25 protein-coding genes and 1 tRNA gene are annotated in these 24,585 nt (G+C 69.3%); 7 read left to right on the top strand and 19 right to left on the bottom strand.

All coding sequences use genetic code 11. The features are described from left to right. Positions 1-61: 61 nt before the first annotated feature. The 12 genes from ABZ192_RS35030 to ABZ192_RS35085 all read right to left on the bottom strand — a co-directional run bounded on the left by ABZ192_RS35030 (position 62) and on the right by ABZ192_RS35085 (position 7,775). The gene (locus ABZ192_RS35030) at positions 62-982 is read right to left on the bottom strand and encodes a bifunctional DNA primase/polymerase (protein WP_356928517.1); all 921 of its coding nucleotides are present in this window, start codon (positions 980-982) and stop codon (positions 62-64) included. Then, positions 979-1,671 carry an SAM-dependent methyltransferase gene (locus ABZ192_RS35035; RefSeq protein WP_356928518.1) on the bottom strand — a complete coding sequence of 231 codons (693 nt, stop codon included), beginning with the start codon at positions 1,669-1,671 and terminating at the stop codon, positions 979-981. Before ABZ192_RS35035 ends, ABZ192_RS35030 begins: the two co-directional genes overlap by 4 nt. Before the next feature lie 90 nt (positions 1,672-1,761). Beyond that, positions 1,762-2,226 (bottom strand): hypothetical protein, encoded by a 465-nt coding sequence (locus ABZ192_RS35040; protein ID WP_356928519.1) that lies wholly within the window; start codon positions 2,224-2,226, stop codon positions 1,762-1,764. A gap of 203 nt (positions 2,227-2,429) precedes the next feature. Continuing rightward, positions 2,430-4,559 carry an FtsK/SpoIIIE domain-containing protein gene (locus ABZ192_RS35045; protein ID WP_356928520.1) on the bottom strand — a complete coding sequence of 710 codons (2,130 nt, stop codon included), beginning with the start codon at positions 4,557-4,559 and terminating at the stop codon, positions 2,430-2,432. A gap of 82 nt (positions 4,560-4,641) precedes the next feature. Continuing rightward, on the bottom strand, positions 4,642-4,836 hold the full coding sequence (locus tag ABZ192_RS35050) for a hypothetical protein (RefSeq protein ID WP_356928521.1): 195 nt from the start codon (positions 4,834-4,836) through the stop codon (positions 4,642-4,644). 2 nt (positions 4,837-4,838) lie between these two features. Beyond that, entirely contained in the window at positions 4,839-5,009 is a 171-nt protein-coding gene (locus ABZ192_RS35055) for a pRL2-8 (RefSeq protein ID WP_356928522.1), read from the bottom strand. 2 nt (positions 5,010-5,011) lie between these two features. Then, entirely contained in the window at positions 5,012-5,329 is a 318-nt protein-coding gene (locus ABZ192_RS35060) for a hypothetical protein (protein WP_356928523.1), read from the bottom strand. Between the two features lies 1 nt (position 5,330). After that, complete coding sequence (locus ABZ192_RS35065) at positions 5,331-5,681, bottom strand: RRQRL motif-containing zinc-binding protein (protein ID WP_356928524.1); 351 nt, start codon at positions 5,679-5,681, stop codon at positions 5,331-5,333. Beyond that, positions 5,681-6,790, bottom strand: a complete 1,110-nt coding sequence (locus tag ABZ192_RS35070) for a hypothetical protein (protein ID WP_356928525.1) — start codon at positions 6,788-6,790, stop codon at positions 5,681-5,683. Before ABZ192_RS35070 ends, ABZ192_RS35065 begins: the two co-directional genes overlap by 1 nt. Further along, the gene (locus ABZ192_RS35075; RefSeq protein ID WP_356928526.1) at positions 6,787-7,233 is read right to left on the bottom strand and encodes a Pycsar system effector family protein; all 447 of its coding nucleotides are present in this window, start codon (positions 7,231-7,233) and stop codon (positions 6,787-6,789) included. Before ABZ192_RS35075 ends, ABZ192_RS35070 begins: the two co-directional genes overlap by 4 nt. Beyond that, entirely contained in the window at positions 7,230-7,499 is a 270-nt protein-coding gene (locus tag ABZ192_RS35080) for a DUF6284 family protein (RefSeq protein ID WP_356928527.1), read from the bottom strand. The genes ABZ192_RS35075 and ABZ192_RS35080 overlap by 4 nt, the downstream gene beginning before the upstream one ends. Positions 7,500-7,595: 96 nt before the next feature. Continuing rightward, positions 7,596-7,775, bottom strand: coding sequence for a hypothetical protein (locus ABZ192_RS35085; RefSeq protein WP_356928528.1), 180 nt, complete (start codon positions 7,773-7,775; stop codon positions 7,596-7,598). 402 nt (positions 7,776-8,177) lie between these two features. On the opposite strand from ABZ192_RS35085, the gene ABZ192_RS35090 reads away from it, so the two are divergent. The 5 genes from ABZ192_RS35090 (at position 8,178) to ABZ192_RS35110 (ending at position 15,313) form a co-directional block, all read left to right on the top strand. After that, on the top strand, positions 8,178-8,936 hold the full coding sequence (locus ABZ192_RS35090) for a GntR family transcriptional regulator (RefSeq protein WP_356928529.1): 759 nt from the start codon (positions 8,178-8,180) through the stop codon (positions 8,934-8,936). Further along, positions 8,917-9,630, top strand: a complete 714-nt coding sequence (locus ABZ192_RS35095) for a GNAT family N-acetyltransferase (RefSeq protein WP_356928530.1) — start codon at positions 8,917-8,919, stop codon at positions 9,628-9,630. Before ABZ192_RS35090 ends, ABZ192_RS35095 begins: the two co-directional genes overlap by 20 nt. Positions 9,631-10,819: 1,189 nt before the next feature. Beyond that, on the top strand, positions 10,820-14,788 hold the full coding sequence (gene hrpA / locus ABZ192_RS35100) for an ATP-dependent RNA helicase HrpA (protein ID WP_356928531.1): 3,969 nt from the start codon (positions 10,820-10,822) through the stop codon (positions 14,786-14,788). A gap of 93 nt (positions 14,789-14,881) precedes the next feature. Next, positions 14,882-14,956 (top strand) — tRNA-Asp (locus ABZ192_RS35105). Between the two features lie 168 nt (positions 14,957-15,124). Beyond that, entirely contained in the window at positions 15,125-15,313 is a 189-nt protein-coding gene (locus tag ABZ192_RS35110) for a DUF6274 family protein (protein WP_356928532.1), read from the top strand. A 462-nt stretch (positions 15,314-15,775) separates the two neighbouring features. Here the strand turns inward: ABZ192_RS35110 and bldC are convergent, their stop codons facing one another. Continuing rightward, positions 15,776-15,982: a developmental transcriptional regulator BldC gene (bldC, locus tag ABZ192_RS35115; RefSeq protein ID WP_003949541.1), complete on the bottom strand. Its 207-nt coding sequence runs from the start codon at positions 15,980-15,982 to the stop codon at positions 15,776-15,778. A 620-nt stretch (positions 15,983-16,602) separates the two neighbouring features. Beyond that, positions 16,603-17,448, bottom strand: coding sequence for a hypothetical protein (locus ABZ192_RS35120; RefSeq protein WP_356928533.1), 846 nt, complete (start codon positions 17,446-17,448; stop codon positions 16,603-16,605). 223 nt (positions 17,449-17,671) lie between these two features. Here ABZ192_RS35120 and ABZ192_RS35125 point away from each other — a divergent pair, with 223 nt between their 5' ends. Together ABZ192_RS35125 and ABZ192_RS35130 are read left to right on the top strand one after the other, a co-directional pair. Further along, entirely contained in the window at positions 17,672-18,775 is a 1,104-nt protein-coding gene (locus ABZ192_RS35125) for a Glu/Leu/Phe/Val dehydrogenase dimerization domain-containing protein (protein ID WP_356928534.1), read from the top strand. A gap of 299 nt (positions 18,776-19,074) precedes the next feature. Then, on the top strand, positions 19,075-19,326 hold the full coding sequence (locus ABZ192_RS35130) for a DUF3073 domain-containing protein (RefSeq protein ID WP_020277200.1): 252 nt from the start codon (positions 19,075-19,077) through the stop codon (positions 19,324-19,326). Positions 19,327-19,417: 91 nt separating this feature from the next. On the opposite strand, the gene purM is transcribed toward ABZ192_RS35130, so the two are convergent. The 5 genes from purM to ABZ192_RS35155 form a co-directional block, all read right to left on the bottom strand. After that, positions 19,418-20,485 carry a phosphoribosylformylglycinamidine cyclo-ligase gene (gene purM, locus ABZ192_RS35135; RefSeq protein WP_356928535.1) on the bottom strand — a complete coding sequence of 356 codons (1,068 nt, stop codon included), beginning with the start codon at positions 20,483-20,485 and terminating at the stop codon, positions 19,418-19,420. Between the two features lie 45 nt (positions 20,486-20,530). Beyond that, a complete protein-coding gene (gene purF, locus ABZ192_RS35140) occupies positions 20,531-22,060 on the bottom strand; it encodes an amidophosphoribosyltransferase (protein WP_356928536.1) in 1,530 nt (509 codons plus the stop codon). A gap of 66 nt (positions 22,061-22,126) precedes the next feature. Further along, a complete protein-coding gene (locus tag ABZ192_RS35145; protein WP_356928537.1) occupies positions 22,127-22,903 on the bottom strand; it encodes an META domain-containing protein in 777 nt (258 codons plus the stop codon). Between the two features lie 37 nt (positions 22,904-22,940). Beyond that, the gene (locus ABZ192_RS35150; protein WP_356928538.1) at positions 22,941-23,738 is read right to left on the bottom strand and encodes a sterol carrier family protein; all 798 of its coding nucleotides are present in this window, start codon (positions 23,736-23,738) and stop codon (positions 22,941-22,943) included. A 10-nt stretch (positions 23,739-23,748) separates the two neighbouring features. Further along, positions 23,749-24,582, bottom strand: coding sequence for a M23 family metallopeptidase (locus tag ABZ192_RS35155; protein ID WP_356928539.1), 834 nt, complete (start codon positions 24,580-24,582; stop codon positions 23,749-23,751). Positions 24,583-24,585 lie beyond the last annotated feature (3 nt).

Consider the following 24,585-nt stretch of genomic DNA (forward strand, 5'->3'; position numbering starts at 1 on the left):
GCGGCTTGCAGCCTGACGGGGCGGACGGTGGGGCAATCCAGGGCGGGGGGAGTCGGCGCCGTCATGCCGCCTCCCGCGGGGTGGCGTGGGCGATGACCCAGTCCAGGGCGCTGCGGATGGTGGTGCGGCACTCGGCCGGCGGCAGGCCCGTAGCCTCCCCCGCCCCCTGGATTGCCTCCTCCACCACGTGCCGGGGGATGTCGCCCCACGCCACGAACCGCGCCACCTTGCAGGCGCTCTTGTGGAGGGTGTTGTTGCGGCCGTTCGGCCCGCCCTCGGACGCGGCTGCGATGACGGCGCATTCGCGCTCCAGGGCGACCCGGGCGGCGCGGGTGCCGTCATGGACCTTCACAGGCGCCACAGCGGGCCTGTGCGGCTCTGTGAGTAACTCGGCGAGCCAGGAGGGCAGTTCGGCTACGGGCGCCTCACAGGCGACCTCGTAGATGCCGTCGGGGGTGGTGCTGCCGGGGGCGACGACGTAGCCGCCCCATGCGCGGGTATCGATGTGCGGCCCGAGACGGTTGGCGCTGCACTTCAGCTGCACCCCGGCAGGGGCGGTGAAGTACAGGTGCTCCCCGCCGCGCGCGGTCCGCACACGGTAGGTCGTGGGGACGGTCTGGCCGGTGCGCTCGCAGAGCGCCGCAAGGGAAGCTGCGCCGTCAGGCGCTCCTTTCGGCTCTTCGGGCTTGCGCACGTCCAGGTCGATGACGAGCAGCCCGGCCGGGCCGGTTGCGATTCCCACGTTGTACGGACGCGCAGCCCACGTGGCGTGGATCAGGTCGGGGTCGGTGGTGGCGCGCTGTTCGGGCTTGCGGTGCCCGCCTGCACAGCGGCCGGTGCGGGGGCAGTCCCGTTCGGCGTGACCGGCCGGCCGCTTGGTGTACGGGTGCAGGGGAATGACGGGCCAGCCGCGTTCGGCGCTGGTGAGTGCGGAGGCGAGCCGGGGCAGGCATTCCAGGCTCGCGGTCAGGATGCCGTTCACGCCGCCACCCCCAGCAGGGGGGCGAGCTGGGCGAGGGCGGTGTATCCAATGTGTTCGGCGTAGGCGGGCGGGATGCACTCGCGGATGCCGTCGCGGTTCATCCACGGCACTCCCAGCACCCGGCGGGCGAGGGAGACGCCGGAGAAGTTGCCGACGAACTGTCCGTAGTGCCCCGGCGGGACCGGGCGGCCCATCTTGGCCTGCGGCACCAGATGGGCGGGGTGGTCCGGCTGGGCGAGGGTGAAGCCGCCGCCGGTTTCGAAGTACCGGTGCCGGTAGTTGGCCAGGCCGAACATCTGCCCGCACAGCATCACCGGAGCGTGCAGCTTGGGCACCGCCCCGCGCACGTTCTCCATGACCCACGGCCGGCCGGTCGTGTCCAGCGCCGCGCGGGTCGGGGCGATCAGGTCGGGGTGGTCGTTGCCCTGGAGGCGCTGGCATTCGGTGTCGTGCTGGCACGGCGGGGAGGCGTGGATGAAGTCGAACGCAGCCCCGTGCTCCAGGACGAACGCGATCGCGTCCGCCTGAACGAACCGGAACGGGTAGCGCGGCTGCGGGTCCTTGTCGACGCCGGTCACGTCGAACCCGGCGTCGTCGTAGCCCTTGCCGGCTCCGCCCTGGCGGCAGAACAGATCCAGTAAGCGCGGCCGACGGCCGCGCACTCGCCGGATGTCGGTGGGTTGCGTCATGCTGGGAGACCTCCACAGGTCAAGTGGTTGACAGGTGGACAAGGGCGGCCCCGCGGCTTTGGCGAGACGAGGGGGCCGCCCTTGGCGTAGCTAGCCGTGGAAGTGGTTGCGCTTGATCACGGCCTTGCGGATGTTCACGGTCGTGTTGCCCTTGTGGCCGGTCGCGGTGAAGACCTGTACGGCGATCCATCCGCCGAAGCAGACGGCGGCCAGGGTGATGAGCTGGGTGATGATGGCAGTGAGTGCGGCGATGAACGAGGTGAGCAGGATCAGTCCGCCGCACACCGCGAGGAACCCGACGCCTCCGAGGGCGACGTTCACCGCCGCACGCGAGACGGGCGGCTTGGCGGTGACCGGCTCGGGCTGTGCGGGGTTGATGGCGTAGCCGGTGACGACGCGGCCGTCGGGCAGGACGATGCTCGCGACGGCCGGAACGCTGCCCGGCTGGACCGGGATGACCGGCGTCGGCACGGTCACGGCGGGCGGGAGCGGGGTGGGCTGGTGGACTTCCACGGCCCCTTCGCTGGGCGGCCGTGGGGTGTGGTCGGGGTACATGCGGAATCCCTTCCGAGGGGTGTTGGGGGAGGCAGGGGCACACCCTTCGGGGTGCGCTGAGGGCGGCGTTTCGGGGGTCTGGGCAGGTAGGCTCCCCGCCTCCCCGAACCAGTGTTTTCGCTGATCAACGCGGGGGAGGCGCCGTGGGGAGGGGGTTGGGGAGTTCTCCCCGCCTCCCCAGGCCGGACGGGCTTGCCTCCCCGCTACTGGGCGGCGGAAGCGGAACCGTCGGTGTCGCGGTTGGCGAGCGCCCGCGCGACGTGATCGCGGTGGACGACCATGACGCCATGGGACTTCTTCGGCTCCTCGCCGTGCTCCTCCAGCAGAGCCTTGAGCCGGTCGTTGGTCCACTGGTCGCCGTAGACCTTCGGATCCAGGGCGTGCAACCGCTTGAGTACCTCGTTGGTCCGCAGCCGGGCCGCGTCCCCAATGACGGTCGCGACGTCGGCGAGCGCGTCACGCTCCTCGCCCTGGTCGACTACGCGCAGGGTGGCGACGCCGTCGCGCAGGGCCTTGGCCCGGTCGGCGATCACGGCGGCCGGTTCGTCGTCGATGAAGTGGGTACGGACCGTGATGGAGGACTGGCCCGCCGGCATCTGGATGCCGTCGGAGGCAACCACGAGGGTGCCCTTGTCCAGCCCTTGACGCAGCAGGTGCGGGGCGGCGCCGTCGTCCACGGCCTTGTCGCCCAGCGCCATCCGGGACTGTGTCTCGGTGCCCAGGACGAGGGAGGCGCGGGTGTGGGCGCCCTCGCGGACCAGCTTGGGAAGGTTCTGGTCGGTGGGGTCCTGCGTGCCCTGCCACATCAGCACGTCGACCGCACGGCCCTGGTTGTGAATCTTGCGGACGGCCATGAAGTAGCGGGAAGTGGCCTTGGCGCCGCCGTAGGGACGGCCGTCCTCGCCCTTGACCGGGCACATGAACGCCACCTGCGCTTCGTCCACGTTCACGATCAGCGGCGGGAACACGGCGGCCGGGTCGGTGCGGCGGACCTCGATGCGCCGGTTCATCTCCTCCACGGCCGCTTCGACCATTTCGGTGGCTTGGATGACGTGGTCGTCGGAGGGGCCCTCAATGAGCACCTCTGCGATGCCGTCGAACATGCTCCAGTCGCCCACGCCCTTGAGGTCGGCGATCCAGAACTGCACCGTGCGGTCCAGGGCCAGCCACAGGGCCAGGGCGCGCAGGGCGGCGGTCTTGCCCTGGTTGGAGCGGCCGGTGATGAGCAGGTGCCGCTGATACACGCTCAGTTCTGCGGCGTCCCCGCGCAGGTTCCGGCCCCACGGCGCCTTGCCCGTCTTGTAGTTCGCCGTGATCGTCTCGTCGGTGACCAGCGGGGAGGGGCCGATCGGCTCATCCAGCGCCCCGGAGTCGGCGATCCACAGCCGCACCGTGCGGGCGGCTTCGGGGATGGTGATGAACACCTCGTGTTCGTGCCGGGTGAGGTTCTCGGCGAGCTTGCGCCGCCTGTTCTGCACCTCGTTCGTCGCCACACCCGAGGGCAGGGTCACATCGACTTCCACCCCGCAGCCAGCAATCCGGATCGGCCCGAGCATCGATGCGCCGGCGTCGCCCATCTCCTTGATGGCGTTCTTCAGCGGAGCGATACCCAGGTCGCGGAAGGCCTTGACCACGATGGACGGCGTGATCGGCTCCCCCTCGCCCGATCGCACGTTCGCGGGCAGGGCCCACTGGGGTGCGGCTTGCTGCTTGCGGCCGACCGCCCACAGGGCCAGCAGGGCCAGGAACGGGCCGATGGTGATAGCGGGTCCCCAGACGATCTGCACGATCCGCATGAGCGTGCCGATGAACTCGATGGTGGCGCTGAGCGGGGTGATGACATCCCCGACCTGCTTGGTGTTGAGCGCCATCACGACCCCGAGAGCGACGAGCAGGCCGATGCTCATGCCGGCGCCGACGGCCGCGCCCTTGGCCACGTCCATGGGCGAGTGCAGCAGGTCCATGCGGCGGCGGTGGCGCGCGTCGCGGAAGCGCTGCAACCGCTCCTCCCACTCAGCGGCCAGTTCCATGTTCCCCGCGGCTTCCGCCGCGCGCATGTACCGCTCGTAGCGGGAGCCGGTGCGGCCGTCCCAGGTACGACGGGCCACGATCCGGCCCCCGTTGACGGTGTAGAGGCTGTGGCGGGCCACCCCGCGCACGATCGCCTTGGTGTTCTCGTGGGTGGCGGCGGCCTTGATGACCTGCCCGGAGCGCAGCCACAGCGGCACGGGTGCGGGCGGGGCGGGTTCGGGGACCACGGTCAGCGTGGTCACGGTCGCGGTGTCGGCGGGCGGGTCGGTGTTCTTGTGCAGGTGAACGACGTTGTCACCCATGACGGGAAGACTCCTGACTGCCCTAGAACGGGGCGAGAAGATGAAGGGGCGCCGCCCCGCCAGAGGGCGGCGCCGGAAGGGGTTAGCGGCGGTGGCTGCGCTGGTGGGCGCGCAGGGCCGCCTTGCAGGCCGGGCACTTGCGCTCGGGGCCGTCGCCGATGACCGGGGCGGGGATGACGTGGCCGCAGATGGCCCGGGTCACGCCGAAGACCAGCGGCCCGCAGTCCGGGCAGTGAAAGTGCGAATTCGGGACGTTCGTGCGGGCGGTGCGCGGCATGCTCACCACCACCCCGACGACTTCTTGGGCACGAGGTAGGGGCAGCCGTTGACCATGTGGTCGACGCACTGCGGGCAGTCCTGTCGCGGCTTCAAGCGGCGGTGAATGCTCTTGTCGTAGGCGTGCTGCCAGCACTGCGGGCACTGCCCCGGGGGCGTCTCGACGGCGGCCATAGTCACCACCACCCCGAAGACTTCTTCGCGGCGCGGGACTTGGCGTGCTCGTTGACGACCCGCTGACGCTCGGTCTGCAACGCGGTCAGCTCGGCGATGAGCCGGGTCTGGGCCGCGTTCCACGCCGTCTCCAGGCGGCGTTCAGCGCGGTCGGTGCTGCGGCCCCGCACGACGCGGTAGGAGCCGCCGGCCAGGGCGCCGACCACGGCGCGGCGTTCGGCACTGTTCAGCGGCCACATCTCGCGCTGCTGGACCGCTTCGAGCTTGCGGCTGGTCTGCTGAATCGCCTTGTCCAGGCGGCGGGTGTCGGGCTTGCCCATGTCAGGCACTCCTCAGCTCAAGGGAGGGTTCGGGGAAGGCGCAGGGGGTGCACATGCCGAGTGCCGGCGGGATGACGTAGCCCGCATCGCGGCGGCAGGTGGGGCAGATACGGCGGGCACGATTGGCTTTGGCCAGGGCCGCCCACCGGGCCGGGGTCATCGGCCGGACCGGCTTCGCCAAGTCGATGCGGTACAGGTAGGCGACCAGTGGCGGGCGGCCCCGCCGCCGGGGGCGCTCCAGCTGCGCGGCCACGTCCTGGCCACCGGGCCGTAGGCCTTGTGCGCGGAGTTGGCGGCGGGTGGCGTAGCCGTCCGGGGCGAGGCGCCACCGGAACACCGGTAGCGCCCGCATCACGCGTCCCGCTCAGCCAGCAGCGCATCCCGCAGCATGCGGGCATTGGCCGGGGAGGTGCGCAGGGCCCTGCGCAGGCCCTCGCCCGTGATCTGTGCATCCGTCCAGTTGGCCGTCAGCTTGCGGGCTTCGGTCATGAGCTGTTCAGGGCTGCGGCGCACACGCGGTGTCTTCGCCGCCTCCGGCACACGGCCGGTCGCCCGGACGCGCCGGGTCGATTCAGCCGCCACCGGCCGCGTAACGGGCCGGATCGGGGCTGCCTCGATCGGCTCGGGGGCCGGGCCGACGGGAGGCAGGATCGGGGCGCCTGCCGGGCCCGGTTTGCCGATGTCGAGGGGGACGGGATCGGGCAGGGGCAGGCGGGTCAGGGTGACGGTGAGCGGGGTCGATTCCACCAGCTCAGCCGTAGACCGTTCCATCCCGGTCTTGGTCGATTCCTCCGCATCCGTCCCGCCATCAGCGGTCGCAGTGGTCCAAGTGGGCAGTGCCCAGCCTGTGGACGTGCCCGCCAGGGCCCGGGTGGTGCCCTTCTCCTGGTGGGTGCTTTCCAGGGTCGACCATGCCCCCGCCAGCTTCTTGGCGGTCGTGGCCTGGACACGGGCGACGCGGGCGCCGGCCGCTGTGACCGCTGTCAGCCGCGTCTGTTCCGTCCCCGCTTCTGCCCGCAGCCGAGCCCGTTCCAGGGCCGCCGCGTCGCGCGCCTGCTGCTGAATAGCGCGGATCGACTCCAGCGCCGTGGGAGTCAGCGCGGTCTGTTCCCACAGGCTGTGGACGAGCCACAGGGCCTTAGCGGCGACCGGCAGCCAGGACACCGCCAGCCATGCGCCCGCCGAATCCTCAGCGGTCAGTGCGTGGACGACCAGGACACCGGTGGCGAGCAGACCGAAGCCCCAACCCACGGCGGTCACGGCGCGGTTGTGGTCGCCCTGCGCGGCAAGGCGCCGTTCGTAGGCGAGGGTGGCCAGCCATCCCCCGTCGATCCCCAGACCGACGACCAGGGCAACCGGCCACGGCACCGCTACCCCCAGCCACATCACCACCACGGCCAGGGTGAGCACCATCGACACGGCCGTCATCGCCACAGCGGGCATGACCGTCTTGGCTTTCACGCCGCACCCCCCGCCGTGAGCAGGGCGGCCACGATGAGCAGGGCGCCACCGGTCATGGTCAGGTCGACCGCGCGGCGCAGGATGGTGAACTTGGCGACCGCGAGCCTGGACAGTCCGGCGATGTCGGCGGCCAGGTCGGTTACGGCGGCTTCGGTGATCTCCTCGGCGGTGAGCGTGGCCCACAGCGGGAACCCGTGTCGGCCGCGCAGGTTCGGCCGGGTCGAACGCAGCAGCAGACCAGCCGCCGCGACCAGCAGCACCATCCCGAGCCCACCCGCCACGTAGGCGGGGAGCGTCAGAGGGAGGTCCCGGGCGGCGGTCCACGCGCCGGCCAGCACCGCGCCGACGAACGCCAGCAGTAGACCGGTCTTGGTGTCGGTCCGCGTGATCTCCGCCTTCACCTCAGCGTGCGCGGCCGTCAGACTCCGTGTGGTGGCGCTCATGCCGCACCCCCCGGCAGGGCAGCGCCGGCGGTGCGGTTGGCCAAGGCGAGACGCGCGGCCAGCGCCCGGCGGCGGGCCCGGCGAAGGCGCCGGTTGTCCAGCTCGGTCGGGATGCGGTCCAGCGTGATGATCTGCGCGTCCAGCAACTCGACGTCCGCCAGAATGACGGGCATCTCCTGCTCGATCGCGTCCAGCTCCGCGTCCGTCGGCTCCATGAAGTCGGCGAACGCGGTAACAGCGTCCTGAACAGTGACGATGTGGTTCATGGGTCGTGGTCTCCCTAGCAGGTGAAACGGCCCGAACAGCGCCCCCGGTGTTCCAGCACCGGGGGCGCGCCGTTTATGGATGAAGCAGGTCTGAGGTCAGCGGCGAAAGGCCCAGGAGATGAGGCCACTCACGGCGTCGGTGCAGTCGGTGACCCGGCCGGACTCCAACTCGTCGGCCCGAGCCTCCATCTCCTTCGCGGCAACGTCCTTGCCCCGGCGGCGCAGCACCTTCGCCGCCTCACGGTTCTTCGCGGCCTGTGACTTCAGGCGGTCCATGAACAGTCCTCTCGACTGGGGAAGGGTGAAGCCCTCACGGCTCCCCTCAGCTCCGCTCGTACGAGACGAGCGGAGGAGGCAACCGGCCACAGCGGATGAGGTGTGGCGAGGCCAATACGCGGCGCAGGCCGCGCGGTCCGTCTTTTCGACTCGGGGAGACGGGACCCACCTATGCAGTTCTCAAGTAACGGACGCTTCCTTCGTATTCACCCCGTCTGAGCTGGGGCTTTCCTCCGGGCGCACCTCCTGTACGGCAAGACCGTACGTGACACCCCGTCCGCCTTGTCTGGAGGAGTGCCTGGCAAGAGACTGCACGAGTCGCGCTTGGAGAGTCAAGCCCCCTGGTCTAACTTGTACGGAGGAGTCGGAGCAGAGGGGAACAAGGTGCCGGTGCGACGCGGTATGACGAAGGCTCAGGAAATTGCCTATGACCTGCGCGAACAGATCCTGTCCGGGCGACTGGCGGGGGGTGAAGCGCTCCCCAGCGAATCGAAGATGATGAGCCAGTACGGCTACAGCCGCGAGACCATCCGCGCCGGCGTCCGCCTCCTAATCGAGGAGGGTCTCGTCGTAACAGGGCAGGGCCAAGGGAAGTACGTTCGCGAGGACTACCCGCCCGTCGTGTGGAACTGGACGACGCTGGAGAGCCGGAGTCGCCACGCCAACGCGGTTGAAGGCCGAACGGCTGGTGACCAATGGGCAAGCGTGATCTCGGAGAACGGAAATGCCCCTCGGCAAGACATCACTGTGTCGATCGTGGAGCCTCCGGCGCACGTTCGCGAGCGTCTCGAACTGCCCGAGAATGGCTTGGCTGTGGCGCGCAAGCGCGTCCGGTTCATAGACAACCGGCCGTACGCACTGGCTGACTCGTACTTCCCTCAGGAACTCGTCAGCGGTACGCCCTTGATGGAGCCCCGGGACGTGTCCGCGCCCGGCGGCATCTTGGCCTCCGTGGGACTCGTGCAAGCCAAGTACGTGGACGAGATCTCGGTGCGCATGCCGACCCGCCCGGAGGCTGAACTGCTTGCACTACCTGCGGCAACACCCGTTGCAGAGCACACCCGAACGGGCTATGACGCGGACGGCCAGCCCCTCCGCTGCATGGTCACCATCCTCCCCGGAGACAGGCACAAGATCCTCTATGAAGTCAGCACGGACTGAGTACCTCCGCCCCGCAGCGGCGGAGGACGTTCCCGCCCTCACGGCTCTTCGAACAGAGGCGGAACGGTGGCTACGCACCAAGGGAACCGACCAGTGGAGCGACCCGGAAACGGGCGAACGCGCCCTCGCGAAATGGCGCGCCAGCATAGATGAAGGGCGAGCATGGGTCGTCATCGGTGAGGGCGACAAGGTACTAGCAACCGTCAGCCGTGGGCCTGTTGACCGGGATTTCTGGACGGACGCCGACCGCCCCGAATCAGCGCTCTACCTGTACAAATTGATGGTCGCTCGCGAGGCGTCCGGTAGGCATCTCGGCACGCGTGTCATCGACTGGATGTCGCGCCTCGCGGCACTCGAAGGGCGAACCTGGGTGCGCATCGACACGTGGCGGACGAACACTGGACTGCACGCCTACTACGAACGGTTGGGCTTCAAGCACGTCCGCACTGAGGCGCCGCCCCACAGGCGTTCTGGGTGGCTCGCCCAACGGCCGGCGGGTGAGGTGGCATTGCCACATGACCTCTTGCCCGTCGGCTCGCCTGAGGGACGACTCGGGGACCCGACAACCCTCCGGCAAGTGCCCCACCAGGGTGAGTGGCGTCACGCTGCTGAGTCGCCGACCGAGAGGCGACGTTCGCCACAGGAGACGCCCGCTGACGCAAGTGGCGAAGGCAGCGGCAGCACTGGGCAGTGATGGTGGCACTTCCGACGGGGACGACTTCGATGCCTCCTGGGCCCGGGAAACGGGTTACGCCAAGTAATGCAGGCCATACCGTTGGAAGTGTCCCGGGTTCCCGCAGTAGGGACTGACGGTATCTGCCAGGGCGCACTCTCACCAGCGCAACACGCGCGTGTGGCGTGTATGTATGAGCCCATCCCCACATCTAGTGGTTGGATTGCAGCAACAGCCCAGAAGATGTGGTCACTCGGGTCATCTGACCCGCTCAACCCCCTTATGCTGAGCTGAGTTCCTCCCCAGAGGTCCCACCGAGTCATTCGCCTCGGTGAGGCGAAGCCCTGAGCCTCGCTCAGGGCCCCTACTGGGACCGAAGGGAGGGATGCAGGTGGCTGAGGAGCCTTCTCCGGATGGTCACTGCGCTCAGTGCGAGAGCCGCCGCTCGAAACGGCAGGCGGTCATCGACTGGACGCCAGTGATCTTCAGAGTCATCTGGGAAGTGATGCAGTCCTTCTGGTTCTGATCAGAAGTAGGGAACGGCCGGTGGTAGGCGCTCACGCAGTGAGCCCGACCGCGTCTTAGTCGGCCGGGCTCGTGACTGCGGCACCCTCGGGGGGCCTGATTTGCTGGATGCAGCCCGCGTCAGGCCCTTCGGGGCTCCCGGCACCGTCGAGACTCAATGAGTCCTGATCAGTCCCTGGCAGTCCCAGGTGTCCACTGCATCGTAAGGCATTGGCATTGCTATGCAATGCCGCTGCGGGTACTGTCGCCGCTCCGCTGAGCCGCGTACAGCTCCGTGAAGCGACTCACGGACGCGGGCCGCCTAAGGCACGTCAACACCCGGGGCCGACCCCCAGCGCTCCGTGAGTCGTTTCACGGAGCTCCCTCGACAGACTGTCTACCAGCGATAAGGGCCTTCTGTGACCGGCCCAGGCTACGCCAACCCGTACGCCAACAGCAGCACACAGACACGGCCGACCGAGGTCACCGGCACCCTGCACGATCAGGCCCACACCCACCACGACACGGCCTGAAAAGCGGAAGGTCGCCGGTTCGACCCCGGCCCCAGCCACAACGGAAACCCCCGTCGAGATCTCGACGGGGGTTTCGCTGTGCCACCCTCCGGAAGGGTTCGCGGCCCCGCCCGAACCAGCGGAGACAAAAGCGTTAGCCACAAAAATCCGCGGGATGAGATCCTGGACCGCGTATGTCTACGCAATCCGCCCCCGTCCTCGGCGCCCTCGCCTCCCGCCTGACCGAGCTCTCCCTGCGCGACGCGCACCGGCTCGGGCGCAGGCTCGAAGGTGCGCGCAAGATCCGTAAGCCGGAGGCCCGCGCCGCCGTGCTGGCCGAGATCGAGTCGGAGGTCGCCAAGGCCGAGGAGCGGATGGCCGGGCGCCGCGCCGGCGTACCCGAGATCACGTATCCCGAGCAGCTGCCGGTCAGCCAGAAGAAGGACGAGATCGCCGACGCCATCCGCGACCACCAGGTCGTGATCGTCGCCGGTGAGACCGGTTCCGGGAAGACCACGCAGATCCCGAAGATCTGCATGGAGCTCGGCCGCGGGGTCCGCGGCATGATCGGGCACACCCAGCCCCGCCGTATCGCCGCCCGCACCGTCGCCGAGCGTGTGGCGGAGGAACTGGACACCCCGCTGGGCGGGGCCGTCGGCTGGAAGGTCCGCTTCACCGACCAGGTCGACCCGGACGCCACCTTCGTCAAGCTCATGACGGACGGCATCCTGCTCGCCGAGATCCAGACCGACCGCGAGCTGCGCGCCTACGACACGATCATCATCGACGAGGCCCACGAGCGGTCCCTCAACATCGACTTCCTGCTGGGCTACCTCGCCCAGCTGCTGCCGAAGCGCCCCGACCTCAAGGTCGTCATCACCTCGGCCACCATCGACCCCGAGCGCTTCTCCCGGCACTTCGGCGACGCCCCGATCGTCGAGGTCAGCGGCCGTACGTACCCCGTGGAGGTCCGCTACCGGCCGCTGCTGGAGGAGGACGGCGACGACGCCGACCGCGACCAGATCACCGCGATCACCGACGCGGTGGAGGAGCTCCAGAAGGAGGGCAAGGGCGACATCCTGGTCTTCCTCTCCGGCGAGCGGGAGATCCGCGACACGGCCGACGCCCTGACCAAGAAGAACTACCGCTTCACGGAGATCCTGCCCCTCTACGCCCGGCTCTCCCACGCCGAGCAGCACCGCGTCTTCCAGCCCCACACCGGACGCAGGATCGTTCTGGCCACGAACGTCGCCGAGACGTCCCTCACGGTCCCGGGGATCAAGTACGTCATCGACCCCGGCTTCGCCCGCATCTCGCGCTACAGCCACCGCACCAAGGTCCAGCGCCTCCCGATCGAACCGGTGTCCCAGGCCAGTGCCAACCAGCGCAAGGGCCGCTGCGGACGTACCAGCGACGGCATCTGCATCCGCCTCTACAGCGAGGACGACTTCAACGCCCGCCCGGAGTTCACGGACGCGGAGATCCTCCGGACGAACCTGGCCTCCGTCATCCTGCAGATGACCGCGGCCGGCCTCGGCGACATCGAGAAGTTCCCCTTCATCGACCCGCCGGACCACCGCAACATCCGCGACGGCGTGCAGCTCCTCCAGGAGCTGGGCGCCCTCGACCCGGCGCAGAAGGACCCCCGCAAGCGGCTCACGGACACCGGCCGCAAGCTCGCCCAGCTGCCCGTCGACCCGCGGCTGGCCCGCATGGTCCTGGAGGCGGACAAGAACGGCTGCGTGCGCGAGGTCATGGTCATAGCCGCCGCGCTGTCCATCCAGGACCCGCGCGAACGCCCCGCAGACAAGCAGACCCAGGCCGACCAGCAACACGCCCGCTTCAAGGACGAGACCAGCGACTTCCTGGCCTACCTCAACCTCTGGCGCTACATCCGCGAGCAGCAGAAGGAGCGCGGTTCGTCCTCCTTCCGCCGGATGTGCAAGCAGGAGTACCTCAATTTCCTTCGCATCCGCGAATGGCAGGACATCTACAGCCAGTTGCGCACGGTCGCGAAGCAGATGGGCATCCACCTCAACGAGGACGACGCCCCGGCCGACCGCATCCACGTCTCCCTCCTCGCCGGCCTGCTGTCCCACATCGGCATGAAGGACGTGAAGGACGCCGGGGCGGAGGGCGGGAGAAACACCGGGAAGAACGAGTACCTGGGCGCCCGCAACGCCAAGTTCGCGATCTTCCCCGGCTCGGCCCTCTTCAAGAAGCCCCCGCGCTTCGTGATGTCCGCCGAGCTCGTCGAGACGTCCCGCCTCTGGGCCCGCGTCAACGCCAAGATCGAGCCCGAGTGGGTCGAACCCCTCGCCGGCCACCTCCTCAAGCGCACCTACAGCGAGCCGCACTGGGAGAAGGACCAGGCCGCGGTGATGGCGTACGAGAAGGTCACGCTCTACGGCGTGCCGATCGTGGCGCAGCGGAAGGTGAACTACGGCCGGATCGACCCGGAGGTCAGCCGCGAGCTGTTCATCCGGAACGCGCTCGTCGAGGGCGACTGGCGCACGCACCACAAGTTCTTCTCGGACAACCGCAGACTCCTCACCGAGGTCGAGGAGCTGGAGCACCGGGCCCGGCGCCGGGACATCCTGGTCGACGACGAGACGCTGTTCGACTTCTACGACCAGCGGATCCCCGAACACGTCGTCTCCGGCGCCCACTTCGACTCCTGGTGGAAGCACAAGCGGCACGAACAGCCCGACCTCCTCGACTTCGAGCGCGAGATGCTCATCAACGAGAAGGCGGGCGAGGTCACCAAGGACGACTACCCGGACACCTGGCGCCAGGGCAACCTCAAGTTCCGGGTGACGTACCAGTTCGAGCCGGGCGCGGACGCCGACGGCGTGACCGTCCACATCCCGCTCCAGGTCCTCAACCAGGTCACGGACGAGGGCTTCGACTGGCAGATCCCGGGCCTCAGGGAGGAGCTCGTCACGGAGCTCATCCGGTCCCTGCCCAAACCGATCCGCCGCAACTACGTGCCCGCGCCGAACTACGCGAAGGCCTTCCTGGACAAGGCGGTCCCCCTTCAGGAGCCCCTCACCACGACCATGGCCCGCGAGCTGCGGCTCATGGTGGGAGTCCCCTTCGACGCCGAGGACTTCGACTGGTCAAAGGTCCCCGACCACCTGAAGATCACCTTCCGGATCGTTGACGAACGGCGCCGCAAGCTCGCCGAGGACAAGGACCTGGAGGCGCTGAAGCTCAGGCTCCGGCCGAAGGCCCGCAAGGCCCTCTCCCAGGCGGCCGCGGCCACCGCGGAGCGCCAGGGCGGCGAGTCCCTGGAGCGCAAGGGCCTCACGGACTGGACGATCGGCACGCTCACCCGCGTCTTCGAGACCCGGCGGGCCGGCCAGCCGGTGAAGGCCTACCCGGCGCTGGTCGACGACGGCGACACGGTCTCCGTGCGCCTCTTCGACACGGAGGCCGAGCAGCAGCAGGCCATGTGGAAGGGCACCCGCCGCCTCATCCTGCGCAACATCCCGGTGAACCCGGCGAAGTTCGCCTCCGAGAAGCTGACGAACCCGCAGAAGCTGGCGCTGTCCGCGAATCCGCACGGCTCCATCCAGGCGCTGTTCGACGACTGCGCGATGGCGGCCGCCGACAAGCTGATCGCGGACTTCGGCGGGCCGGCGTGGGACGAGGAGTCGTACCGGAAGCTGTACGACAAGGTGCGCGCCGAGATCGTCGACACGACCGTCCGTACGGTGGGGCAGGTGCGGCAGGTGCTGGCCGCCTGGCAGGCCTGTGAACGCCGTCTGAAGGCCGTACGCAGCCCCGCGCTGCTGCCGAACCTCCAGGACGTACGGAGGCAGCTGGACGCCCTCGTGAAGCCCGGTTTCGTGACCGAGTCGGGTCTGCGTCGCATGCCGGACCTGATGCGCTACCTGGTGGCCGCGGACCGGCGTCTGCAGCAGATGCCGACGAACGTCCAGCGGGACACCACACGGATGCAGAAGGTCCACGAGATGCAGGACGAGTACGCCTGGCTCCTGGAGCAGATGCCGCAGGGGCGGCCGGTGCCGTCATCGGTCCTGGACATCCGCTGGATGATCGAGGAACTCCGGGTCAGCTACTTCGCCCACGCGCTGGGCACGGCGTACCCCGTCTCCGACAAGCGGATCGTGAAGGCGATCGACGCGGCGGTGCCGTAACGGGTGGCACACGCAGGGTGAGTTCGACCAGGACCCCACCCTCCTGTAGAGTCTCTTCTCGCAGCGCAACGCACGAATCGCGCCGCGAAACCTGGTCCTGTGGAGCAGTTTGGAGTGCTCGCCACCCTGTCAAGGTGGAGGCCGCGGGTTCAAATCCCGTCAGGACCGCAGTGAAAGAGCCCGGATCTTCGGATCCGGGCTCTTTCGTTGTGCGCCCGTGCGCCCCTGACCTGCGCGATGCCCCCTCGCGGGCTCTCACGCCGTCTTGACGGCCTCTCAATCCCTCGGTACCCAGAAACCAGGGCCGTTCCCCGTTCGGCCTTCCGGAGGTGGCGTATGGCGGCATCGGCTAGGCACGAGACGCGGGCCCTGCTCCGTGCGCACCTGGCGGCCGCGTCGTCGTACCGGCATCTCACTCGCCACTGTCCGATCTGCCATCACCTGCTGCGGCTGGCGATGGAGTCCGCCCAGCCCGCCCAGGCCTCCCAGGGGGCCGTCGAGAACGAGAGCCCGGCGCGAGCCTGACCGGAGGCCGACCTCAACACCCGTTCGCACACGGACTGCTGGAGCCGAACGGTTTCACTACCGCACCCGGAGCGGGGCTAACAAGCCGCTCGGTATGTGACGGGTGTCACCGCATGAGTTTTGAAAAGTGCGGTACTTACCCTCCACCTACAATGGGTCAATTTAATATGTGCAATTGCACCCCTTCGGCGGTGCCGCACACAGGGCATCCGACACCCCTCCCCAGACTCCGACAAGGCCGCTCACAGCCAGGCCACGAGTCCGACAGCCGGCGCACAAAAAAGATCGCGCTGGACCCGGCGGAGTCCAGCGCGATCGACGACGCACCCTGTTGTATGCCTGAAGAACTCTGACTGGCGTGGGCGTGGGGCCTGTTGGGGCAGAACCCGCGTCGCTTGGAGCTGTGGTTCCGGACGTCACGGCTGATGGGGGACCAGCCGGTTTGCCCGGTTATTCAGTTGTTCAGGCCTCGCTGCGCTGCTGCGGAATGCCCGCGAGCAGAGCGCGGACCTCGGCCTCGCGGTAGCGGCGATGCCCGCCGAGCGTGCGGATCGACGTGAGCTTGCCGGCCTTCGCCCACCGCGTGACCGTCTTGGGGTCGACACGGAACATGGTGGCGACCTCAGCCGGGGTCAGCAGCGGCTCGGCATCAGGGGTGCGAGCGGTCATGAGCGGCCTCCTCGGGAGAACCGAACCTTCTCGGTTCTTTCCTCTAAATTCTGCACCTTGACCCGCGTTGCCCGAAATGGCGGACGCGAGTCGAGTCGGTTATAGGACGAACGGCTTGTCCTCGGCACTACAACTACACCATCTGTCCAGCCGCGTCGGCCAAACCGATGGAATTGCCCTCCCAGGTGTTCATCAGCGACGGAAGCCGATGGACCATGCCATAGCGGACAGTCACGCCACTGTGACGATCAGTCACAGGACGATCAGGAGTCACCAGACCCCCCAAAGCGTGCAATGCTGAGATTCCGCCCACAATGCAGCACATCGGGACGGAAGGAGCCCCCCGGACTCCTTGTCCTATTTTGGCATGAGGAGGGGCAAGGGGCGCAAGGGCCATGTACGTGCAGTCCGTCACGTTTGGCCTACTTGAGCGGTACGCCCGGATCGGAACCTACGTCCGTTGTTGACAAGGCGTCAGTAGACGCAGAGCACACTTCAGCAACGTCGGTGCGAGGACGTAACCCCAAAACGGGCGGTACGTCAAACGCCTGTTCGTGACCGGTCGCGAGCGGTCCGTAGGAACCGAAGGTCAGAGGTCGGGCCAGAGGTCGGGTCGGCGGTCAGTTCGCCGACCGAAGATCCCGTACGGAACGCCACCGGGTCACCAGCCGGGCGTACGCCTCCCCGGCGGCCGCCCCGTCGCCCCGGCGCAGCGCGGCGATCCCCTCGGCCACGTCCGCCGCCGAATGGTCGTCCTCCAGCGTCCCGGCGGGCACCGCGTGCACCAGGCCGCCGTAGTCCAGCTCCACGAGCGAGCGCGGGTGGAACTCCTCCAGCCAGCGCCCGACGTCCACCAGGCCGTCGATCAGCGGCCCCTCGTCCATGGCCTCCTTCAGGGCCCGCAGGCCCCGGGCCACACGCCGCCGGGCCTGGACCATGGGCGTGCGGTAGCGCAGCACCGGGGGGCTGTCGTCGCTGTCGCCCTTGTCGTACTCGCGCTCCTCGTCGGTGACCAGCACGAACCAGCTGATCGGCACCTGCCAGGTCGCCGTGCGGATCCACGGCCGGGCGTCCGGGTTCACCGCCAGCCAGCGCTCGTAGTCCTGGGCCGCCTGGTGGCGCAGGAAGGGCGGCAGGACCGCGTCCAGGACGGGCGGCGGGAGTTCCTCGGAGAGCTCCTCCAGGGCCTGCCAGCCGCGCAGCCGGGTGCGCCAGGGGCAGACGCAGACGACACCGTCGACCTCCAGCACGAAGGCGTCCTCGCTCTCGTGCACCGGCACCAGGACCGGCGGGGTGGGCGCCAAGTCGGCCAGGGCGCTGCGGAGTTCGTCCTGGTACGAGGGACGGTCCGGACGGCGGGCGTAGCGGGCCCAGTGGCTGCGCTCCGGCTCCGCGAAGGCGGCCAACGGTTCGTACACGCGCAGATAGGTCGCGTAGGGGACGATCACCGAGGACACCTTGGGCACGCCTGCTCCCTCCCCCGCCCATCGTCGCGAAAACCTGCGGAACCCACTCACAAACGCGCGGGAAATCTATGCAAATCGTCGCACGGGTGTACTCCGGTCGGAGGTGATCCTGAGCACTGTGCGGTCCGCGGGCCCGTCAGGCTCTAATCTCGTGCTCAACAGCCCCCGCCACCCGCACGGGAGCTCGTCTCCACCCGCCGCAATTTACTCAGGAGTCACCACAGTGACCGACGTAACCGGCGCACCTGCTGATGTACTGCACACCCTGTTCCACTCGGACCAGGGGGGACATGAGCAAGTCGTGCTCTGCCAGGACCGCGCGAGCGGCCTCAAGGCCGTCATCGCCATCCACTCCACCGCCCTGGGCCCCGCGCTCGGCGGTACGCGTTTCTATCCGTACGCGAACGAGGCCGAGGCCGTCGCCGATGCGCTGAACCTCGCCCGCGGGATGTCGTACAAGAACGCCATGGCCGGTCTCGACCACGGCGGCGGCAAGGCCGTGATCATCGGCGACCCGGAGCGGATCAAGACCGAGGAGCTGCTCCTCGCCTACGGCCGGTTCGTCGCCTCCCTCGGCGGCCGGTACGTCACCGCCTGCGACGTCGGCACGTACGTCGCCGACATGGACGTCGTGGCCCGCGAGTGCCGCTGGACGACCGGCCGCTCCCCGGAGAACGGCGGCGCCGGCGACTCCTCCGTCCTCACCGCCTACGGCGTCTACCAGGGCATGCGGGCCTCCGCGCAGCACCTGTGGGGCGACCCCTCACTGCGCGCGAAGCGGGTCGGCATCGCCGGCGTCGGCAAGGTCGGCCACCACCTGGTGGAGCACCTCGTGAAGGAGGGCGCCGAGGTCTTCGTCACGGACGTGCGCGAGGACGCCGTACGGCGGATCACCGAGCGGCACCGGGACGTCATGGCCGTGAAGGACACCGACGAGCTGATCCGCATCGACGGTCTGGGCATCTACGCGCCCTGCGCGCTGGGCGGGGCGCTGGACGACGGCACCGTGCCGGTGCTGACCGCCGAGGTGGTCTGCGGCGCCGCCAACAACCAGCTCGCCCACCCGGGCGTGGAGAAGGACCTCGCCGACCGCGGGATCCTCTACGCGCCGGACTACGTAGTGAACGCCGGCGGTGTCATCCAGGTGGCCGACGAGCTGCACGGCTTCGACTTCGAGCGGTGCAAGGCGAAGGCCGCGAAGATCTTCGACACCACGCTGGCCATATTCGCACGTGCGAAGGAAGACGGCATTCCGCCGGCTGCCGCGGCCGACCGGATCGCCGAGCAGCGCATGCACGACGCGGCCGCGGCCCGCCGGGCGCGCTGATCCGGGAGCGCCCTCGTACGTTTGGCCGGTACCCGTCGGTGGGCAGTTAGAGAGAACTCTCACTTCTACCGGCGGGTCGACCGCCGATAAGTGGTTAAAATCGCGGTTGACCAGCGAGGACGGGGCGCCTCGAAGGTCCTGGGCGCGGGCACGTCATGCGGGCGACGTACCGTATGGGCGCGGGCTCAGGTACCGTGGAAGCCCTACGGACCGGTCTCTCTGCGGAGGGGCCGTTCCGGACCATGAACGCGTGTCAAGACTCTGGGGCCGTCGAGCCCCGTCGTTGAGGGGGTCGAGCCATGGGGCGCGGCCGGGCCAAGGCCAAGCAGACGAAGGTCGCCCGCCAGCTGAAGTACAACAGCGGTGGGACTGACCTCTCACGCCTGGCCGAGGAGCTGGGTGCATCGCCTTCGAATCCGCAGCCGCCTAACGGCGGGCCGTTCGAGGACGATGATCAGGACGACGACCTGTACGCACGGTACGCCGACCTCTACGAGGACGACGACGAAGACGAGGACGACCAGTCCTCGCAACACCGTCGCGGCGCTTGACCTTGCACTGAGCATGTACCCGGTCGGTGACCGAAAATCACCGACCGGGTTCTGTGCTGCCTGCAAGGTCCCGTGGGGTTCGCCCCCCGTGTCAGTTCGCGTAGTCACCGATCAGGGCGGCACCAGTGGTGTGCTCGCCCCGGTCCGTGATCTCTCCGGCCACCCAGGCGTCCACGCCGCGGTCGGCCAGCGTTGCCAGGGCCACCTCGGTGGACTCCTGCGGCACGATCGCGATCATGCCGACGCCCATGTTCAGCGTCTTCTCCAGCTCCAGGCGCTCGACGTTGCCCGTCTTGCCGACGAGGTCGAAGATCGGGCCCGGGGTCCAGGTGGAGCGGTCGACGATCGCGTGCAGGTCGTCCGGGACGACCCGGGCGAGGTTGGCCGCGAGTCCGCCGCCGGTGACATGGCTGAAGGCGTGCACCTCGGTGGTGCGCATCAGGGCCAGGCAGTCCAGCGAGTAGATCTTCGTCGGCTCCAGCAGCTCCTCGCCGAGGGTGCGGCCGAGCTCGTCGATATGGGTGTCCAGGGCGAGACCGGCCTGGTTCAACAGGACGTGCCGGACGAGCGAGTACCCGTTCGAGTGAAGTCCGGAGGACGCCATGGCGATCACCGCGTCACCCGTACGGATGCGATCCGCGCCGAGCAGCCGGTCAGCCTCCACGACGCCCGTACCGGCGCCGGCGACGTCGAAGTCGTCCTCGCCCAGCAGGCCCGGGTGCTCGGCCGTCTCGCCGCCGACCAGGGCGCAGCCGGCCAGCACACAGCCCTCGGCGATGCCCTTGACGATGGCGGCGACGCGCTCGGGGTGGACCTTGCCGACGCAGATGTAGTCGGTCATGAACAGCGGCTCGGCGCCGCACACCACGATGTCGTCCATGACCATCGCGACCAGGTCATGGCCGATCGTGTCGTAGACGCCGAGCCGGCGGGCGATGTCGACCTTGGTGCCGACGCCGTCGGTGGCGGAGGCGAGCAGGGGCCGCTCGTAGTTCTTCAGGGCGGAGGCGTCGAAGAGTCCGGCGAAGCCGCCGAGGCCGCCGAGGACCTCGGGGCGCTGGGCTTTCTTCACCCACTCCTTCATCAGCTCGACGGCGCGGTCGCCCGCTTCGATGTCGACGCCCGCGGCTGCGTAGCTGGCACCAGTTGTCTCAGACATGGCTAATGAGAACCTTCGTGTCGTACAGCAGGTAGTGCGGGCTGCCTACGGGCGGCGGATCGCGTCGGCGGCGGCCGTGGCGGCCGGGCCGGCGGCCAGCTCCGTCTCCAGGAGCTGCTTGCCGAGCAGCTCGGGGTCCGGGAGGTCCATCGGGTACTCGCCGTCGAAGCAGGCGCGGCACAGGTTCGGCTTGGCGATGGTCGTCGCCTCGATCATGCCGTCGATGGAGATGTAGGCCAGGGAGTCGGCGCCCAGGGAGGTGCCGATCTCGTCGATCGTCATGCCGTTGGCGATGAGCTCGGCGCGGGTGGCGAAGTCGATGCCGAAGAAGCAGGGCCACTTCACGGGCGGCGAGGAGATCCGGATGTGGACCTCGGCGGCGCCCGCCTCGCGGAGCATGCGGACCAGGGCGCGCTGGGTGTTGCCGCGCACGATCGAGTCGTCGACGACGACCAGGCGCTTGCCCTTGATGACTTCCTTGAGCGGGTTCAGCTTCAGGCGGATGCCCAGCTGGCGGATGGTCTGCGAGGGCTGGATGAACGTACGGCCGACGTAGGCGTTCTTCACCAGGCCGGCGCCGAACGGGATGCCGGAGGCCTCCGCGTAGCCGATGGCGGCCGGGGTGCCGGACTCCGGGGTCGCTATGACCAGGTCGGCTTCGACCGGGGCTTCCTTCGCGAGCTTGCGGCCCATCTCCACGCGGGAGAGGTAGACGTTCCGGCCGGCGATGTCGGTGTCGGGGCGGGCCAGGTACACGTACTCGAAGACACAGCCCTTGGGCTTCGCTTCCGCGAATCGGGAGGTGCGCAGGCCGTTCTCGTCGATGGCGACGAACTCGCCCGGCTCGATCTCGCGGACGTAGGCGGCGCCGCAGATGTCGAGGGCCGCGGACTCCGAGGCCACGACCCAGCCGCGCTCCAGCCGACCGAGGACCAGGGGGCGGATGCCCTGCGGGTCGCGGGCGGCGTACAGGGTGTTCTCGTCCATGAAGACGAGGCTGAAGGCGCCGCGCACCTGGGGCAGGACCTCGCCGGCCGCCTCCTCGATGGTCAGCGGCTTGCCGTCCTCGTCGACCTGGGCCGCGAGGAGCGCGGTGAGCAGGTCGGTGTCGTTGGTGGCCGCCACGCGCGGCGTACGGCCGCCCTCCTGCTTGGGCAGGTCGGCGACCATCTCGGCGAGCTGGGCGGTGTTGACGAGGTTGCCGTTGTGACCGAGCGCGATGGAGCCGTGCGCGGTCGCGCGGAACGTCGGCTGGGCGTTCTCCCACACGGAGGCGCCGGTGGTCGAGTAGCGGGCGTGACCGACCGCGATGTGACCCTGGAGCGAACCGAGCGAGGTCTCGTCGAAGACCTGGGAAACGAGGCCCATGTCCTTGAAGACGAGGATCTGTGAGCCGTTGCTGACCGCGATTCCCGCGGATTCCTGGCCTCGATGCTGGAGGGCGTAGAGCCCGAAGTACGTGAGCTTGGCGACCTCTTCGCCCGGAGCCCAGACACCGAAGACGCCGCAAGCGTCCTGGGGGCCCTTCTCACCGGGGAGCAGGTCGTGGTTGAGTCGTCCGTCACCACGTGGCACGCCACCGAGTGTAGGCGAGGTCGTCCACTGGTCCGAATTGGGGATACCGGACTTTTCAGCGGATCACTACTCGGCGACGGCTCGCACACGCGTGCCGTTTTCGCTGGTCAGCGTCAGAGTTTGGTGATCGACTCCGTACTTCAGCTTCCCGTCGAAAAGTCGCAGCAGGGCCTTCTCGCCGGACATGAGTGAGTCTTCGCACATCATTCGGGTCGTCGCCGGGCGGCCGAGGGTGATATCGCCGTCGCGGACGGTGGCCTCGGCGTTGACCTTGTTGCAGCCGAGGCTGCCCGAGACCGTGCCCTTCTTCGCGTCGAAGGTGAGGTGGGCGCGGCCGTCGGTGTCCGGGGTCGTGACGGTCCACTTGGTGCCGCTCAGCGGGGCGTCCTTCGCCTTGGTCAGGCGGACGGTCTCCCCCTGGCCCGTGGTGAGGGTGAGGCGGTCGCCGTCCACCCGGGTCTGAAACTCCCGGCCGGAGAGCATGCCGACGAGGGTCTGCTCGAAGTCCATGGGCTTGTTCTCGCAGGCCATCTGGGTGGACATGGTCCTGCCGAGCCGGATGCGGTCGCCTTCGACGGTGGCGTCGGCCCTGAAGTTGTTGCAGCCGAGGCTGCCCTCGGCCCGGCCCTTGTCGATGGTGACGTGGGCGCCGGTGGGGGCCTTCTGGGTCTTTCCGTCGGTGGTGACGCTGTCCACGTTCCACCGCACGCCCGTCACCGTCACCGGTTTCCCGGCACCGACCGAACCGCTGCCGCCGTCCGCCTTCTCGTTGCCGCAGGCCGCCATGAGCGGGACGAGCATGGCGGCTGCCGTCAGGGTCATGCGCTGCTTCTGCCTGTCCATGCCACTTCGACGGGGGACCCGGGGGGATCGGTTCCCCTTATGCCATCAGTGGCAGGTGGGCCGAAAGGTCCGCCCGCTCGCCACTGGCGCTCACGTGGGCGTCCTGGAGAGCCTGTGCCCAGGCCAGCCGCCCGGTCGCGAGCCGGATCCAGGTCAGCGGGTCCGTCTCGACGACGCTGGGCGGGGTGCCCCGGGTGTGCCTCGGGCCCGCCACGCACTGCACCACCGCGTAGGGCGGGATCCGCACCTCCGTGGAGCCGCCGGGTGCCTTGGCGGCGAGGGCGTCGGCGAGGAGGCGGGTGCAGGCGGCGAGGGCCTGGCGGTCGTAGGGGATGTCGAGGCCGGGGACGGCGGCGTTGAGGTCGTCGGTGTGGACGACGAGTTCGACGGTGCGGGTGACCAGGTAGTCGGCGAGGGTGATGGCGCCGGTGCGGGCGGCCAGGACGCGGGTGCCGGGCGCGTCCGCCAGGCTCCGCCCGAGGCGCTCCTCGGTGCGGGCGTAGAGGGCGTCGAGGTCGGGGTTGGCGGCGGCCAGGTCGCGGGTGCCGTCGGCGATGTCGCCGGCGCGGGCGGCGGTGGCGAAGGGCCAGTCGAGGAGCGCGAGCTCCGGTTTCGCCGGCTCCTCGCGCTCCAGGTTGCGGCTGACGGTCTCCACGGCCATGGTCACGTGCGCGGCGAGCTCCCGTACCGTCCAGTCCCCCAGCCGGGTGGGCAGCGCGAGCTGGTCGGGGGTGAGGGTGCGCACCGCCTCACGGACGTTCCCGAACTGGGTCAGCACCGCGGTGCGGATCTTGGCGGGGTCGTAGCTGCGGGCGCGCTTCTTGGCCGGGGGCATGGAGATCAGCCTATGCGCGCTGCGATGCCGCCGAGGGCGTCTCGAAGGCTTCGCGGTTGCGGGGGACGCCGATGCCGCGCCAGGTGAAGGGGACGCCGCGGGCCGTGTCCGGGTCGGGGGCGTCCATCAGCTGGAAGTGGAGGTGGGGCTCGGTGGAGTTGCCCGAGTTGCCGCAGCGGGCGAGCGGCTGTCCGGCGGTCACCCGGTCCCCCTCACGGACGGTGAGCGAGCCGCGCTGGAGGTGGGCGTAGAGCGCGTAGGTGCCGTTGCCCAGGTCGAGGACGACGTGGTTGCCGACGATGCGCCGGGCGCCGGACAGGTCGCGTACGGACGCCTCCACGACCATCAGGTACAGCAGCGCGAGCAGCGACGTACGGCTGAGGTGGTCGCGCTGACCGTCGGCGGCCCGTACGACGGTGCCGTCGGCGACCGCGAGGAGCGGCGCGCCGTAGGCGGGGAAGGCGCTGTTGCGGCGTGCGAGCGGCCACAGCCATCGGAAGCCCGGGCGGGCGCCCGGCTCGGGCTCGGCGACGACGTCGATGGCGTAGGTCTGGCCGTAGGCGTGTGTGCCGTGGCTGGGGGTGCGGTCGGCCGGGCTGTTCAGCGCGGTCCAGCGGCCGGTGACGGGCGGCTCGACCTCGACCGGCCCCCGGGCCGCGCGCGGGCTGTCCGGCGCGCCACCCCACCGGTTCGACACGCTGAGGATCGCGTAGGCCAGGGCGATCGGCAGGAAGTTCCACCACCACGGATAGCCCAGGTCCAGCGCGGTATGAGCGATCACCAGGCCGAGGAACACCAGTTGCAGGCCGCGGTAGGTGACTTTGGCGAGTTTGCGTACGGACATCGT

It is taken from the genome of Streptomyces sp. NPDC006235, from assembly GCF_040613735.1.
In the GTDB taxonomy this organism is placed as follows: domain Bacteria; phylum Actinomycetota; class Actinomycetes; order Streptomycetales; family Streptomycetaceae; genus Streptomyces.

Bases quoted from the DNA above. Each gene is read 5' to 3' on its own strand.
- ABZ192_RS35155 (WP_356928539.1), bottom strand. From the start codon at position 24,582: ATGTCCGTACGCAAACTCGCCAAAGTCACCTACCGCGGCCTGCAACTG.
- bldC (WP_003949541.1), bottom strand. From the start codon at position 15,982: ATGACCGCTCGCACCCCTGATGCCGAGCCGCTGCTGACCCCGGCTGAG.
- ABZ192_RS35110 (WP_356928532.1), top strand. From the start codon at position 15,125: ATGGCGGCATCGGCTAGGCACGAGACGCGGGCCCTGCTCCGTGCGCAC.
- hrpA (WP_356928531.1), top strand. From the start codon at position 10,820: ATGTCTACGCAATCCGCCCCCGTCCTCGGCGCCCTCGCCTCCCGCCTG.
- ABZ192_RS35075 (WP_356928526.1), bottom strand. From the start codon at position 7,233: ATGAGCGCCACCACACGGAGTCTGACGGCCGCGCACGCTGAGGTGAAG.
- ABZ192_RS35150 (WP_356928538.1), bottom strand. From the start codon at position 23,738: ATGCCCCCGGCCAAGAAGCGCGCCCGCAGCTACGACCCCGCCAAGATC.
- ABZ192_RS35035 (WP_356928518.1), bottom strand. From the start codon at position 1,671: ATGACGCAACCCACCGACATCCGGCGAGTGCGCGGCCGTCGGCCGCGC.
- ABZ192_RS35130 (WP_020277200.1), top strand. From the start codon at position 19,075: ATGGGGCGCGGCCGGGCCAAGGCCAAGCAGACGAAGGTCGCCCGCCAG.
- ABZ192_RS35065 (WP_356928524.1), bottom strand. From the start codon at position 5,681: ATGCGGGCGCTACCGGTGTTCCGGTGGCGCCTCGCCCCGGACGGCTAC.
- ABZ192_RS35055 (WP_356928522.1), bottom strand. From the start codon at position 5,009: ATGGCCGCCGTCGAGACGCCCCCGGGGCAGTGCCCGCAGTGCTGGCAG.
- ABZ192_RS35060 (WP_356928523.1), bottom strand. From the start codon at position 5,329: ATGGGCAAGCCCGACACCCGCCGCCTGGACAAGGCGATTCAGCAGACC.
- ABZ192_RS35050 (WP_356928521.1), bottom strand. From the start codon at position 4,836: ATGCCGCGCACCGCCCGCACGAACGTCCCGAATTCGCACTTTCACTGC.
- ABZ192_RS35095 (WP_356928530.1), top strand. From the start codon at position 8,917: ATGAAGTCAGCACGGACTGAGTACCTCCGCCCCGCAGCGGCGGAGGAC.
- purM (WP_356928535.1), bottom strand. From the start codon at position 20,485: ATGTCTGAGACAACTGGTGCCAGCTACGCAGCCGCGGGCGTCGACATC.
- ABZ192_RS35040 (WP_356928519.1), bottom strand. From the start codon at position 2,226: ATGTACCCCGACCACACCCCACGGCCGCCCAGCGAAGGGGCCGTGGAA.
- ABZ192_RS35085 (WP_356928528.1), bottom strand. From the start codon at position 7,775: ATGGACCGCCTGAAGTCACAGGCCGCGAAGAACCGTGAGGCGGCGAAG.
- ABZ192_RS35090 (WP_356928529.1), top strand. From the start codon at position 8,178: ATGACGAAGGCTCAGGAAATTGCCTATGACCTGCGCGAACAGATCCTG.
- ABZ192_RS35080 (WP_356928527.1), bottom strand. From the start codon at position 7,499: ATGAACCACATCGTCACTGTTCAGGACGCTGTTACCGCGTTCGCCGAC.
- ABZ192_RS35145 (WP_356928537.1), bottom strand. From the start codon at position 22,903: ATGGACAGGCAGAAGCAGCGCATGACCCTGACGGCAGCCGCCATGCTC.
- ABZ192_RS35045 (WP_356928520.1), bottom strand. From the start codon at position 4,559: ATGGGTGACAACGTCGTTCACCTGCACAAGAACACCGACCCGCCCGCC.